This is a genomic window from Pseudomonas sp. RHF3.3-3, assembly GCF_048069595.1.
GTDB classification, from domain to species: domain Bacteria; phylum Pseudomonadota; class Gammaproteobacteria; order Pseudomonadales; family Pseudomonadaceae; genus Aquipseudomonas; species Aquipseudomonas fuscovaginae_B.
Map to the genome: position 1 here is coordinate 75,737 of NZ_CP182250.1, position 14,678 is coordinate 90,414.

The following is a 14,678-nucleotide window of genomic DNA, read 5'->3' on the forward strand; positions in this document are numbered from 1 at the left end:
GCTGCCGCCCCGCAGCGTCCAGTTCCTGTGACGTCGCACGATGAGCAGCGTGCCCAGCGACTTCGCCCTGCGCGAACGCCTGCAACCGTCGCTGCTCGACCGGTTGACCGACGACGACCCCGGCCACCCGCAGGAAGGCACGGACAAGCGCGTGCTGTCCCTGAGCCAACTCAAGGCCTCGGTGCTGCGTGACCTGACCTGGCTGCTCAATACCACCTCGCTGCTCGACGCCGACGCCACCCTGCATACCCCGGCCGGCACCTCGGTGGTCAACTACGGCCTGCCGGCACTGGCCGGCTACAGTGCCTCGAGCATCGATATCCCGGCGCTGGAAAGCCTGATCCACAAGGCCATCGCCACGTTCGAGCCACGCATCCTGGCCAGCACCCTGCGGGTCCGCGCCCAGGTTGCCTACGGCGAGATGAACCACAACGCCCTGAGCTTCGAGATCGAGGGCGACCTGTGGGCCCTGCCGGCGCCCCTGCCGCTGCTGCTGCGCACCGACCTCGACCTGGAGTCCGGCCATGTCCGCGTGGTCCCGGCCGAGCAACGGAGACGTTCATGAACCCGCGCCTGCTCGACCTCTACAACCAGGAGCTGCAGCACGTCCGCGAAAGTGCCGCCGAGTTCGCCAAGGAATACCCGAAGATCGCCGGGCGCCTGACGCTGTCCGGGATCGACTGCGCCGACCCCTATGTCGAGCGCCTGCTGGAAGGTTTCGCCTACCTCACCGCGCGTGTGCAGCTCAAGCTCGACGCCGAGTACCCGACCTTCACCCACAACCTGCTGGAAATCGCCTACCCGCACTACCTGGCACCGACGCCGTCGATGACCGTGGTGCAGTTGCAGACCGATCCCGACGAGGGTTCGCTGGCCAGCGGTTTCACCCTGCCACGGGACAGCGTGCTGCGCGCGACCCTCGGCAAGGACACCCAGACCTCCTGCGAGTACCGCACCGCCCATGCGGTGACGCTGTGGCCGCTGCAGGTCAGCCAGGCCGAGTACTTCGGCAACCCGGCAACCGTGCTCGGCCGCCTGGCCGCCAGCGAGCCCAAGGCCAAGGCCGGCCTGCGCCTGACCCTGCGCACCGGCGCCGAGCTGCCCTTCAACCAGCTCGACCTGGACAACCTGCCGCTGTACCTCAATGGTGCCGACGAGCAACCGTTCCGCCTCTACGAACAACTGCTGGGCAATGCCTGCGCGGTCTTCGCCCGGGCTCCGGGCGGCGACTGGGTCGAGCGCCTGCCCCAGGACGCCCTGCGCTCCTGCGGCTTCGACGACCGCGAAGCGGCAATGCCGGTGGTGGCCCAGGCCTTCCAGGGCTATCGCCTGCTGCAGGAATACTTCGCCCTGCCCCAGCGCTACCTGTTCGTCGACTTCAGCGGGCTGGGCCGGGCGGTCAAGCGCTGCAGCGGCCAGGAGCTGGAACTGATCGTGTTGTTCGAGCGCTTCGACCCGAGCCTGGAAAGCAGTGTCGACACCGCCCAGTTCGTGCCTTTCTGCACCCCGGCGATCAACCTGTTCCCGCGCCGCCTGGACCGCATCCACCTGTCCGAACGGGTCAACGAACACCATGTGATCGCCGACCGCACCCGGCCGATGGATTTCGAGATCCACTCGCTGACCGGCGTCACCGGCCACGGCACCGGGCCCGACCAGCCATTCCTGCCCTTCTACGCCGTGCGCGATCCGTCGCGCTACGGCCGCGACCAGGCCTACTACATCCTGCGCCGCGAGCCGCGGGTGCTGTCCAGCGAGCAGCGGCGCAAGGGTACCCGCTCGACCTACATCGGCAGCGAAACCTTCGTCAGCCTGGTCGACAGTCAGCAGGCACCCTACCGCCACGACCTGCGCCAGCTCGGCGTCAGCGCGCTGTGCACCAACCGCGACCTGCCGCTGTTCATGAGCGTGGGCAGCGGCAAGAGCGACTTCACCCTGGCCGACAGCGCCCCGGTATCGGCGGTGCGCTGCCTGGCCGGGCCGAGCCGGCCACGGGCCAGCCATGCCCACGACAACAAGGCCTGGCGCCTGATCAGCCAGCTCTCGCTGAACTACCTGTCGCTGAGCGAACAGGGCCAGGGCGCCGCGGCCCTGCGCGAGCTGCTGCGGCTGTACGGCGAGAGCAACGATGCCGCCCTGCAACTGCAGATCGAGGGCCTGCGCGAAGTCAGCAGCAAGGCCTGTACCCGGCGGCTGCCGATGCCCGGGCCGATCGTCTTCGGGCGTGGCCTGGAGATCACCCTGGAATTCGACGAGAACGCGTTCCGCGGCACCGGGGTGTTCCTCCTCGGCGCAGTGTTCGAACGCTTCCTGGCACGCTACGTGTCGATCAACAGTTTTACCGAGACGGTGATCCGAACCACCGAACGCGGCGAGATCATGCGATGGAAAGCCAAGCCCGGACGCCGTCCGACCCTGTGAGCACGCTCACGGCGATGCAAGCCGAGCCCTGGGAATACGACTTCTTCCAGGCGCTGCGGCGTATCGAGTGCGAATCGCCGCACCTGCCGCGCTTCGGCCATTCGCTGCGCCTGGCGGATGATCCGTTGCGCCTGGGTCAACAGCTGGACTGCGCCTTCGCCCCGGCGACCCTGGCCTCGATGACGCCCGCCAGCGACAACGCGCCGGCCCGTCTGGAGCAGTTCTTCTTCGGCCTCGGCGGCCCCAACGGCCCGTTGCCGCTGCACCTCACCGAATACGTGCGCGAGCGCCAGCGCAACAACGCCGACAGCACCAGCAAGCGCTTCCTCGACGTGTTCCACCACCGCCTGCTGAGCCTGTTCTATCGGGCCTGGGCCGAAGCGCGGCCGACCGTCAGCCATGACCGCCCGGACGACGACTACTGGTCCGGGCGCCTGGCCGCCCTCAGCGGCCGGGGCATGCCCGGCCTGCTCGACCAGGGCCTGGTTCCGCCGACCGCCAAGCTGCACTTCAGCGGCCACCTCTCCGCCCAGACCCGCTACCCGGACGGCCTCAAGGCCATTCTCGGCGAGTACTTCGGCCTGCCGGTGGAGATCGAGGAATACGTCGGCCAGTGGCTGGAGTTGCCGGAACGCAGCCGTCTCGGCGTTACCGCCAACCAGCTCGGCGTGGACTTCTGCCTCGGCCGCCACGTGTGGGACCGCCAGCACAAGTTCCGCATCCGCTTCGGCCCGCTGAAGCTCGACGAATACATGAGCCTGCTGCCCGATGGCGAATCCTTCCACCACCTGGTGGCGTGGGTCGCCGAATACCTGGGACACGAGCTGGACTGGGACCTCAACCTGGTCCTGGAACAGCCCGAAGTCCCCCGGCTGCAACTCAACGGCCAATTCCGCCTGGGTTTCAACACCTGGGTCGGCCAACCCGAAGAGGACGCCAGGGACCTGATCCTGGCCCGGCATTACGCCGAACACGCCACACCAGCCCACCACTCAAGGAGCACAGAGCATGGGTGAAATCAGTCGCGCCGCGCTGTTCGGCAAACTCAACAGCGTCGCCTACAAGGCCATCGAAGCCGCCACGGTGTTCTGCAAGCTGCGGGGCAACCCCTATGTGGAACTCGCCCACTGGTTCCACCAGTTGCTGCAGTTGCAGGACTCGGACCTGCACCGCCTGGTGCGCCAGTTCAACATCGAGCCGGCACGCCTGGCCCGTGACCTGACCGAGGCGCTGGACCGCCTGCCGCGCGGCTCGACCTCAATCACCGACCTGTCCTCCCACGTCGAGGAAGCGGTGGAACGCGGCTGGGTCTACGGCAGCCTGATGTTCGGCGAAAGCCAGGTGCGCACCGGCTACCTGGTGCTCGGCATCCTCAAGACCCCGAGCCTGCGCCATGCGCTGCTGGGGCTGTCGTCGGAGTTCGACAAGATCAAGGCCGAGGCCCTGAGCGAGCGTTTCGACGAGTACGTCGGCGATTCGCCGGAGAACAACCTGGGCGCCAGCGACGGCTTCAATGCCGGCGCCACGCCGGGCGAAGCCAGCGGTGCCATCGCGCCGAGCGCCATGGGCAAGCAGGAGGCGCTCAAGCGCTTCACCGTCGACCTGACCGAACAGGCCCGCAGCGGCAAGCTCGACCCGATCGTCGGCCGTGACGAGGAGATCCGCCAGTTAGTGGACATCCTCATGCGCCGCCGCCAGAACAACCCGATCCTCACCGGCGAAGCCGGGGTCGGCAAGACCGCGGTGGTCGAGGGTTTCGCCCTGCGTATCGTCGCCGGCGACGTACCGCCGTCGCTCAAGGACGTCGAACTGCGCAGCCTCGACGTCGGCCTGCTGCAGGCCGGCGCGAGCATGAAGGGCGAGTTCGAACAGCGCCTGCGCCAGGTCATCGAGGACGTCCAGGCCTCGCCCAAGCCGATCATCCTGTTCATCGACGAAGCCCACACCCTGGTCGGTGCCGGTGGCGCCGCCGGTACCGGTGACGCGGCCAACCTGCTCAAGCCGGCGCTGGCCCGCGGCAGCCTGCGCACCGTGGCCGCGACCACCTGGGCCGAGTACAAGAAGCACATCGAGAAAGACCCGGCCCTGACCCGCCGCTTCCAGGTGGTGCAGGTACCGGAACCGTCGGAAGACAAGGCGCTGCTGATGATGCGCGGCGTCGCCTCGACCATGGAAAAACATCACCAGGTGCAGATCCTCGACGAAGCCCTGGAGGCCTCGGTCAAGCTGTCCCATCGCTACATCCCGGCGCGGCAACTGCCGGACAAGTCCGTCAGCCTGCTCGACACGGCCTGCGCGCGGGTCGCCATCAGCCTGCACGCGGTACCGGCCGAGGTCGACGACAGCCGGCGGCGTATCGAGGCGCTGGAGACCGAGCTGCAGATCATCGCCCGCGAACATGCCATCGGCATCGACACCGCCAGCCGCCGGAACGCCAACGAAGAACGGCTCGCCAGCGAGCGCGAGCGCCTGGCCGAACTGGAAAGCCGCTGGGCCGAGGAGAAGAGCCTGGTCGACGAACTGCTCGCCACCCGGGCCGAGCTGCGTGAAAGCACCGGCGTGGTGGACAGCGATGTCGGCGGCGAACAGGGCCATGCCCTGCGCGAGAAACTGATCGACCTGCAACGGCGCCTCAGCGACCTGCAGGGCGAGAGCCCGCTGATCCTGCCGACCGTGGACTACCAGGCGGTGGCCTCGGTGGTCGCCGACTGGACCGGTATCCCGGTGGGCCGCATGGCCCGCAACGAGCTGGAAACCGTGCTCAACCTCGACCAGCACCTGAGCAAGCGTATCATCGGCCAGGATCATGCCCTGAGCATGATCGCCAAGCGCATCCAGACCTCCCGCGCCGGCCTCGACAACCCGAGCAAGCCGATCGGCGTGTTCATGCTCGCCGGCACCTCCGGCGTGGGCAAGACCGAAACCGCCCTGGCCCTGGCCGAGGCCATGTACGGTGGCGAGCAGAATGTCATCACCATCAACATGAGCGAGTTCCAGGAAGCCCACACCGTCTCCACCCTCAAGGGTGCCCCGCCCGGCTACGTCGGCTACGGCGAAGGCGGCGTGCTGACCGAAGCGGTACGGCGCAAGCCCTACAGCGTGGTGCTGCTGGACGAGGTGGAGAAGGCCCACCCGGACGTGCACGAGATCTTCTTCCAGGTGTTCGACAAGGGCGTGATGGAAGACGGCGAAGGCCGGCTGATCGACTTCAAGAACACCCTGATCCTGCTCACCACCAACGCCGGTACCGAGCTGATCGCGCACCTGTGCAAGGACGCCGGCAACGTCCCCGACCCCGAGGACATCGCCAAGGCCCTGCGCCAGCCGTTGCTGGAGATTTTCCCGCCGGCGCTGCTCGGCCGCCTGGTGACCATTCCGTACTACCCGCTCAGCGACACCATGCTCAAGGCGATCACCCGCCTGCAGCTGGGGCGCATCAAGAAGCGCGTGGAGAGCACCCACAAGGTCGCCTTCGACTTCGACGACGAGGTGGTCGACCTGATCGTCTCGCGCTGCACCGAGACCGAGAGCGGCGGACGGATGATCGATGCGATCCTGACCAACAGCCTGCTGCCGGACATGAGCCGCGAGTTCCTCACGCGCATGCTCGAAGGCAAGCCGCTGGCGGGTGTGAGGATCAGCGTGCGGGATAACGAATTGCACTACCAGTTCAGCGACGTGGAAGCCTGAGAAGGCCTCTTCGCGGGCAAGCCCGGCTCCTACAGGTCAGCGTCGCACACAGAGCACGTGTACGACGCAACACGTGTAGGAGCGTGGCTTGCCCGCGAAAGCGCCCGCCCAGACGCCACAACACCCAGAGATAACCGATGCTATTCACACAAGCCACCCGCCTGGCCCAGGTCCACAGCCCCCTCGGGCCGGATGTGCTGCTGCTCAAGGACATGGGCGGCGGCGAGGAGTTGGGGCGGCCGTTCGAATACGAATTGCACCTGACCTCCAACGACGGCGCCATCGACCTGAACCAGCTGCTGGGCAAACCCATGAGCCTCTCCCTGCAATTGCAGGGCGGGGCCAGCCGCTACTTCCACGGCATCGTCGCGCGCTGCAGCCAGAACGTCGACAGCGGCCAGTTCGCCAGCTACCAGGTGACCCTGCGACCCTGGCTCTGGCTGCTGACCCGCACCTCCGACTGCCGCATCTTCCAGCACATGACCATCCCGCAGATCATCAAGCAGGTGTTCCGCGACCTCGGTTTCTCCGACTTCGAAGACGTGCTCAGCCAGCCCTACCGCGAGTGGGAATACTGCGTGCAGTACCGCGAGAGCAGCTTCGACTTCGTCAGCCGGCTGATGGAGCAGGAAGGCATCTATTACTACTTCCGCCATGAGAAGGACCGCCACGTACTGGTGCTGGCCGACGCCTACGGTGCCCACCACCCGGCTCCCGGCTACGAGTCGATCCCCTACTACCCGCCGGATGGCCAGCACCGCGAGCGCGACCACCTCAACGGCTGGCAGTTGGCCCAGGAAGTCCAGCCCGGCTCCCTGGAACTCAACGACTACGATTTCCAGCGCCCCAGCGCACGGATCGACGTGCGCTCGACCATGCCGCGCCCGCACACCGCCGGTGACTATCCGCTGTACGACTACCCCGGCAGCTACGTGCAGAGCCAGGACGGCGAGCACTACGCGCGCACCCGCATCGAAGCGATCCAGAGCCTGCACGAGCGCGTGCAGCTCAACGGCAATGCCCGCGGCATCGGTGCCGGCAACCTGTTCAGCCTGACCGGCTTCGGCCGCCAGGACCAGAACCGCGAATACCTGATCGTCGCCGCGCGCTACTACCTCGCCCAGGAGAGCCTGGAGTCGGGCACCGGCACGGCGGGCTCGCAGTTCGAAAGCAGCCTGACCTGCATCGATGCCCAGCAGAGCTTCCGCCCATTGCCCAACACCACCCGGCCCATCGTCCGCGGCCCGCAGACCGCCGTGGTGGTCGGCCCGGCCGGCGAAGAGATCTGGACCGACCAGTTCGGCCGGGTCAAGGTGCACTTCCACTGGGACCGCCACGACCAGTCCAACGAAAACAGCTCCTGCTGGATTCGCGTGTCGCAGGCCTGGGCCGGCAAGAACTGGGGCTCGATGCAGATCCCGCGGATCGGCCAGGAAGTCATCGTCAGTTTCCTCGAAGGCGACCCCGACCGGCCGATCATCACAGGCCGGGTCTACAACGCCGAACAGACAGTGCCCTACGACCTGCCCGCCAACGCCACCCAGAGCGGCATGAAGAGCCGTTCGAGCAAGGGCGGCAGCCCGGCCAACTTCAACGAAATCCGCATGGAGGACAAGAAGGGGGCCGAGCAGTTGTACATCCATGCCGAGCGCAACCAGGACATCGTGGTCGAGGTCAATGAAAGCCACTCGGTGGGCAATGACCGCAACAAGAGCATCGGCCACGACGAGACCGTGCTGATCGGCAACAACCGGGTGCGCATCGTCAAGCAGCAGGACGTGCTCACCGTCGGCCAGAGCAAGACCGACAGCGTCAGCCAGAGCTACCTGATCGAGGTCGGCGAGAACCTGCGGCTGGTCTGCGGCGCCAGCGTGCTGGAGCTCAACGCCAGCGGCCAGATCAACCTGTGCGGCGTGCAGATCAGCTTCCACGCCAGCGGTGACGCGCAGTTCAACACCGGCGGCGTCCTGCACCTCAACAACGGCAAGGGCCCCGACGCCGCCCCGGAAGGCGACGGCGTGAAAGGCACGATCGACGCCAAGGTGGCATCGGCCTTTCCCAAGGCCAAGTAAAAAGGACTTCACGCCATGACCTATCGCCTCAACGAATTCCAGTTCCAGCTACCCGACAGCGAGTTGCTCGATGCCTCGATCAACATCCTCAAGTTTCCGGAACTGGGCACGTCGCTGATCGTCAGCCGCAGCCTGCTGGCCGACGGCGAGGACCTGCGCAGCAACTTCGACAGCCAGCTCAAGCGCCTCGAACAGCAGGTCCAGGCACTGCGCTACCAGCCGCGCCAGGACGTGCGCCTGGGTGCGGACCAATCCCTCGATGCCATCGAATCGCGCAGCCAGTACAGCAAGGGCGCGGACAACGTCTACCAGTTCCAGCTGGCCTTCGTCCTGCCCGGCACGCGCAAGATGACTGCGCTCAGCTACGTCAAGGCACAGCCGCTGGGCGATGCCGAAGCCGCCCACTGGGCCACGATCAAGCACAGCCTGGCACTGGCCTGAGCCATGTCCGACGCACTCTGGGCCGCCCGCCTGGGAGACGGGCTGGAACACACCTCGGTGATGGCCGACATCGTCGGCGGCGTGCTGGAGGTGGCGGCCAACGTCGCCATCGGCGCACTGGCGACGGCGGCGGTGGTGGCCGCCACCGGCATCACGGTGGCCACCGGCGGTCTCGGCGCCTGCCTGCTGGGCGCGGTGGTCGGAGTGATCGTCGGCGTGGTGATGAGCAAGACCGGCGCCGACAAGGGCCTGAGCGACATGTGCGAGGGGATCGGCAACGCGCTGTTTCCGCCCACGGTGCAGGCGACCATCCAGACCGGCTCCAAAAATACCCTGACCAACTCGATTCCCGCCGCGCGCGCCGCCGGCACCGCACCACCGCCGGCACCGGCTGGCGCAGTGCCCGGCAGCGAGGCCGCCAACGTTCCCGAGGAAGCCGCGGCAGAGGAGGAAAGCCCCGGCTTCCTCGACATGGCCAAGGGTTTCTTCTCGCAGATGTGGCGGCCCACGGTCGCCAGCCCGGCACCCGGCACACAACCCAAGCCGCTGGACCTGGTGACCTGCACCAAGCACTCGCCGATGCCACAGCAGTATCTCGCCGAAGGCTCGGAAAAGGTCAGCATCAACGGCCAACCCGCCGTGCGCAGCGGCGACCGCAGCACCTGCGACGGCAAGGTGGTGTCCTCCGGCACCATCTCGCCGAACGTGACCATCGGTGGCAACTCGGTGGTGGTCCGCGAGATCCGCAGCGGCAAGACGCCGGGCATCGGCCTGGCGGTGACCGTGCTGATGATGCTCAAGGGCGGCAAGGGCAAGTTCCTGAGCAACCTGCCGTGCATGCTGCTGTCGGGGGTCAACTCGTTCGTCGTCAGCCAGGCCACCGGCGCCCTGACCCGGGCCATCGCCGGCTCGCCCAACCCGGTGCATGCCGCCACCGGCGCCAAGGTGCTGGGCGACGCGGATGAGCTGGATTTCGTCCTGCCCGGCATCCTGCCCATCGACTGGCAGCGCTTCTACAACAGCCGCGACGAACGCCAGGGCAGCCTGCTCGGCAGCGGCTGGAGCGTGCCCTATGAAGTCTGCGTGCATGTCGAGCGGCATCCCGAGGGTGGCGAACGGCTGATCTACACCGACGAACAGGCGCGGCGCATCGACATGGGCACGATCCCCCTCGGCGGTGCGGTGTTCAGCGCCGGCGAAGGCCTGGCCGTGCGCCGTAATGGCAACGGCCAGTTGCTGATCGAGAGCGATGACGGTTTGTACCGGCTGTTCGAACCGACCCTGGCCGACCCTGCTCATCTGCGCCTGAGCCAGTTGGGCGATCGCAACGACAATCGCCTCTATCTCGACTACGACGAGTCGGGAAAGCTGACCCGCCTGCGCGACACCTTCGATCAGGTACAAGTGGAACTGGTCTACAGCCCGCAATGGCCGCAACGGGTCGCGCAGGTCGAGCGCCTGTATCCCGACCAGCAACGCGAGGTGCTGGTCAGCTACGCCTACGACAACGGCGGCGACCTGGCCGAAGTCCGCGATGCCCTCGGCCAGGTCCAGCGGCGTTTCGCCTATGACGAGCACAGGCGGATGGTCGAGCATCAGTTGCCCACCGGCCTGCGCTGCTTCTACCAGTGGGCCGAGGTCGGCAATCGCGAATGGCGAGTGATTCGCCACTGGACCGATGACGGCGACGAGTACCGCTTCGACTACGACCTGGACAGCGGCACCACGCGGATCACCGACGGTTTGAAGCGCGTGAGCATCCGACGCTGGAACCCGCAGCACCAGATCACCGAATACACCGACAACCTCGGCCAGACCTGGCAGTTCGAATGGAACGACGAGCGCCAGTTGCTCGGCGCCATCGATCCCCAGGGCGGGCAGTACCGCTACAGCTACGACGAAGCCGGCAACCTCAGCGACAGCCTCGATCCGCTAGGACGCAGTGATTCAACCGTCTGGCTGGAACACTGGGCCCTGCCGCTGGTGGAGACCGATAGCGCTGGGCATAGCTGGCAATACCGCTACGACCCGCGCGGCAACTGCACCCACGAGACCGACCCGCTGGGCCAGGTCACCCAGTACCGCTACGATGCCCGTGGCCAGGTGGTGCAGATCATCGACGCCAGCGGCAAGAGCAAGACGCTGCAGTGGAACGACCTCGGGCAACTGACCGAGCACATCGACTGCTCCGGCTACCCCACGCGCTTCGGCTACGACCGCCGTGGCTACCTGCAGGTGGTCACCGACGCCCTCGGCGAACGCACCACCTACCAGCACGACGCCCAGGGCAACCTGCTGCAGACCACGTTGGCCGACGGCCGCGTCGAACGGTACCTGCGCGACAGCAGCGGCCAGTTGACCGGCCATGTCGATCCGGCCGGCCACACCACCGCCTACCAGTACGACCGCCGCGGCCAGGTGCGCCAGCGCATCGATGCCGTCGGACGCCAGGTACAGTTCAGCTACGACGCCTACGGCCGCCTGATGGCGCTGACCAACGAAAATGGTGAAAGCTACCGCTTCCTATGGGACGCCGGCGACCGCCTGGTGGAACAGCAGGACCTCGACGGCAGCGCCCGGCGTTATGCCTACGACGGGCTGGATGACGTCACCCGCCTGGAGTATGTACCGGCCCCCTTCGGCACTGGGCTGGCCGCCGTGCCGAGCGAGCCGGTCAAACCCATCGTCCACCGGCTTGAACGCGATGCGGTCGGCCGGCTGGTGGCCAAGGTCACCGACGATGGCCGCACCGAATACAGCTATGACCCGGTCGACCAACTGACCGCCGTGACCTTCACCGACAACGCCGGACAGACCCAGAGCCTGGGCTTCGCCTACGATGCCCTTGGCCAGTTGCTGGAAGAACAGAGCGCGACGGGCAGCCTTCAGCACCACTACGATGAACTGGGCAACCTGCAGCAGACGCAGTTACCGGACGGTCGCCGGATCAACCGCCTGTACTACGGCAGCGGGCACCTGCACCAGCTCAATCTCGACGGCCAGGTGATCAGCGACTTCGAGCGCGACCGCCTGCACCGCGAGGTTCTGCGCACCCAAGGCCAGCTCAGCACCCGCAGCGACTACGACCGCAGCGGCCGACTGCGCTCACGCCTGCGCCGCCCCGCTGGCCCACCCTCGGCCTTGCCGGCACCGGTACAGAAGCACTTCGACTATGACCCGGCCGACAACCTGATCGGCCGCCTGGACCAGCAACCCCCTGGTGACCGGCGCCAACTGCTGCACTACGACGCCACCGGACGGATCCTCGCCAGCCAGGACAACGTCCAGGGCCAGAGCGAAACCTTCGCCTACGACGCCGCCGCCAACCTGCTCGACGGCCCGGCGGCTGGCGCCGGCCTGGTGGTGCACAACAAGCTGCTGACCTACCAGGACAAGCGCTACCGCTACGACGCCTTCGGCCGGATGATCGAAAAGCGCAGCGGTAGCCGGCGGGTGCAACGCTTTGCCTACGACGCCGAACATCGGCTGATCGAGGTGCATAACCAGGACGGCGCGAAGCAGACCGTGGTGCGCATGCGCTACGACCCGCTGGGGCGGCGTATCGAGAAGACCGAGCAGGACAGCCACGGTTATCCACTGGGTGAGACACGTTTTACCTGGGATGGGCTGCGGTTGCTGCAGGAGCATCGGCACAGCCAGACAAGCCTGTACCTGTATGACGATGGAAGTTATGAGCCGCTGGCGCGTGTCGACGGGCTGGGCGCACTGCAAAAGGTGCGCTACTACCACAACGACCTCAACGGCCTGCCCGAGCAACTGACGGAAAGCGACGGACATACGCTGTGGCAGGCACGCTACAGGGTCTGGGGCAACACCCTGGAGGAAGTCCGTGAGCCCTATTACATCGAAGAGCAGAACCTGCGATTCCAGGGCCAGTACCTGGATCGTGAGACCGGCCTGCACTACAACACGTTCCGGTTCTACGACCCCGATATCGGACGCTTCACCACACCGGATCCGATTGGGCTACTGGGTGGCTTCAACCTCTATCAGTATGCCCCCAACCCGTTCGAGTGGATCGACCCGTGGGGATGGGCGCCTTGCAGCGCTACGACGAAAAAGTTGCAGGCGCACGCAAACGCTGCACGCAAGGCGGTCTACAAGAACCCGCAACGATCACTTACCGTCAAACAGCGGGCAGCGATAAAACGGGCTTATGACAGGGGTGACCTTGGCCAGGCCAGGTCGCGCTATAGACGGTATGTAGGCCAGCGGATCGATGCCGAGTTCAAGCGTCGCGTACAGGCGGACCCATCGTTGGCCCACCTCAATGTATCCAAGTCGGGTCAACGACTACCCGACGTGTATGATTCGAAGAATAAATCCTGGTGGGACCTGACAACCAAAGCTGACTGGGCCAGAGGCACCCACCAGCGACGTTACGGCGACTGGGGAAACGGCTACGAAGGAGTAACGTGGTGAACAACCGAACCGAATCGCAACTGCTCTCGGGCGTCAAGCGCGAAGACTGGGCACTGCCCGAGAAAACCCGCTTCGAGCAGGCCCTGATCAAGGGATGCGAGCTGAAGAACACCAACCTCGCCTACCCGATCTTCGACCAGAGCCTGCTGCAAGACTGCACATTCGAGAAGAGTGACTTCTCCAACGCGCGCTTCTTCAGCGCCACCGAGCTGGTACGATGCACCTTCAGGAACATCGACTTCCGCGCTGCGGGCCTCAATGACAGCGTGTTCCGCCAGTGCACTTTCATCAAATGCGACTTTCGCCAAAGCCCCTTCAATGATTGCGTCCTGGTCGATTGCCTGTTCGACACCTGCAAGATCATCGACAACACCTTCGACGCCGGAAAGCTGGAAAACTGCAGTTTTTCCGGCAAGCTCCAGGAAGTGAACTTCGTTGCAGAGCAACCGAACACCATGCTCCGGGCAGATTTCAGCGCTTGCATCCTGGACTACGTCACCTTCAAGAACTGCAACCTGGAACAGATTTCTCCACCGACGGACAGCCGCCACCTCTACGTCCGGGATCTGGCCGAACGCGCCAGGAAGGCCCTGGCCCAGGTCACGAGCCAACCCGAGAGCCCGCAGAACAACCTGCTCAAGCGCCGACTCAAGAACCTGGCCATGCAGCGTGGCGGCATCTTCAATCTGAAAAACCTGGTGGAGGTCGAAGGACAGGAGTTCGCCGATCAGCTCATTTCGCTGCTGCAACAACCTGGCTGAGACAGCCGGGGAACCTCTCACACAGGCACTGCGCGATCATGAAAAAACAGACCACGCTTTCTACGCTACTGGCCCTGGCGTTATCGACCGTGTGCGTCCCCGCACACGCCGCAACCTGGCAGGTCTGCCGCCTGGACCTGCGCGTCACCGAGGTCGTGAAACAACCCTATCCGCAGTTGCAGGCCCAGGTCCTGGAGGCCAGCCCGCAATCGGCGGCGGTCGAGTGTCCGGAGGCAGGCACGAGCCTCACCTTCACCCCGGAAACGCCCGACTACCAGAGCACCCTTCCACGCAAGCGCTGGCCCGGCAAGGGACAGACGGTACGGGTCGACTATCGCTATCTGGATGGCATGTGCAAGGGCGATGGCAACAGCCATCCGTGCCGCATCAGGCACTACCCCGTCGTGGGCCGCTGACGTCGATAGACGGGTGCGACTTCACGTCCCGATGTTCTGTTTGCGGGTTGGTCACAATCGTGGTCTATTCTTGAGTCGTCACCAGGATCGTCAACATGGGAGATGGCGTATGGATGCACGAGAAAGAGCGTTGATGCGGGCCAGCGTGGCGCTGGGGTTGCTGGTCAGTACGCTGAAGAAGCATGACCTGGGCGCCCCGCTATCCCTGGATGATCCCCTGCTCAGGGACATGCTCAGGCAACTTCAGGAGAATCTGCAGGAAGCCCAGGCCAACCACGCGGTGTCCAGTGCCATGATCCCGTTGAACAGGGCCTTCGCCCAGGGCACGCTGATCAATGCCGGCAACGTCGGCGCCCTGCTCAATCACTTGAAGAAGGTCGACGCCCTGCTCAAGGACGCCGGCCACCCCGCACAGGCAATGACCGCCTGACGCC

At 65.8% G+C, this 14,678-nt stretch carries 10 protein-coding genes; all 10 read left to right on the forward strand.

Annotated elements, in window-relative coordinates:
• The first annotated feature begins 40 nt into the window (after positions 1–40).
• The 10 genes from tssE (at position 41) to ACMGT0_RS00390 (ending at position 14,674) form a co-directional block, all read left to right on the forward strand.
• A complete protein-coding gene (gene tssE, locus ACMGT0_RS00345) occupies positions 41–565 on the forward strand; it encodes a type VI secretion system baseplate subunit TssE (protein WP_301600297.1) in 525 nt (174 codons plus the stop codon).
• Complete coding sequence (gene tssF / locus ACMGT0_RS00350) at positions 562–2,421, forward strand: type VI secretion system baseplate subunit TssF (protein WP_054063478.1); 1,860 nt, start codon at positions 562–564, stop codon at positions 2,419–2,421. Before tssE ends, tssF begins: the two co-directional genes overlap by 4 nt.
• Positions 2,385–3,437, forward strand: a complete 1,053-nt coding sequence (gene tssG, locus ACMGT0_RS00355; protein WP_416771038.1) for a type VI secretion system baseplate subunit TssG — start codon at positions 2,385–2,387, stop codon at positions 3,435–3,437. Before tssF ends, tssG begins: the two co-directional genes overlap by 37 nt.
• Entirely contained in the window at positions 3,430–6,111 is a 2,682-nt protein-coding gene (tssH, locus tag ACMGT0_RS00360; RefSeq protein WP_416771040.1) for a type VI secretion system ATPase TssH, read from the forward strand. Before tssG ends, tssH begins: the two co-directional genes overlap by 8 nt.
• Before the next feature lie 137 nt (positions 6,112–6,248).
• On the forward strand, positions 6,249–8,183 hold the full coding sequence (locus tag ACMGT0_RS00365; RefSeq protein ID WP_054059471.1) for a type VI secretion system Vgr family protein: 1,935 nt from the start codon (positions 6,249–6,251) through the stop codon (positions 8,181–8,183).
• 15 nt (positions 8,184–8,198) lie between these two features.
• Positions 8,199–8,624 carry a DcrB-related protein gene (locus tag ACMGT0_RS00370; protein ID WP_054059470.1) on the forward strand — a complete coding sequence of 142 codons (426 nt, stop codon included), beginning with the start codon at positions 8,199–8,201 and terminating at the stop codon, positions 8,622–8,624.
• Positions 8,625–8,627: 3 nt separating this feature from the next.
• Entirely contained in the window at positions 8,628–13,067 is a 4,440-nt protein-coding gene (locus ACMGT0_RS00375) for an RHS repeat-associated core domain-containing protein (RefSeq protein WP_416771042.1), read from the forward strand.
• Entirely contained in the window at positions 13,064–13,828 is a 765-nt protein-coding gene (locus ACMGT0_RS00380) for a pentapeptide repeat-containing protein (RefSeq protein WP_192842686.1), read from the forward strand. Before ACMGT0_RS00375 ends, ACMGT0_RS00380 begins: the two co-directional genes overlap by 4 nt.
• 38 nt (positions 13,829–13,866) lie before the next feature.
• Positions 13,867–14,244, forward strand: coding sequence for a hypothetical protein (locus ACMGT0_RS00385; protein WP_054057803.1), 378 nt, complete (start codon positions 13,867–13,869; stop codon positions 14,242–14,244).
• A gap of 109 nt (positions 14,245–14,353) precedes the next feature.
• Entirely contained in the window at positions 14,354–14,674 is a 321-nt protein-coding gene (locus ACMGT0_RS00390; protein WP_239687951.1) for a hypothetical protein, read from the forward strand.
• Positions 14,675–14,678: the final 4 nt, after the last annotated feature.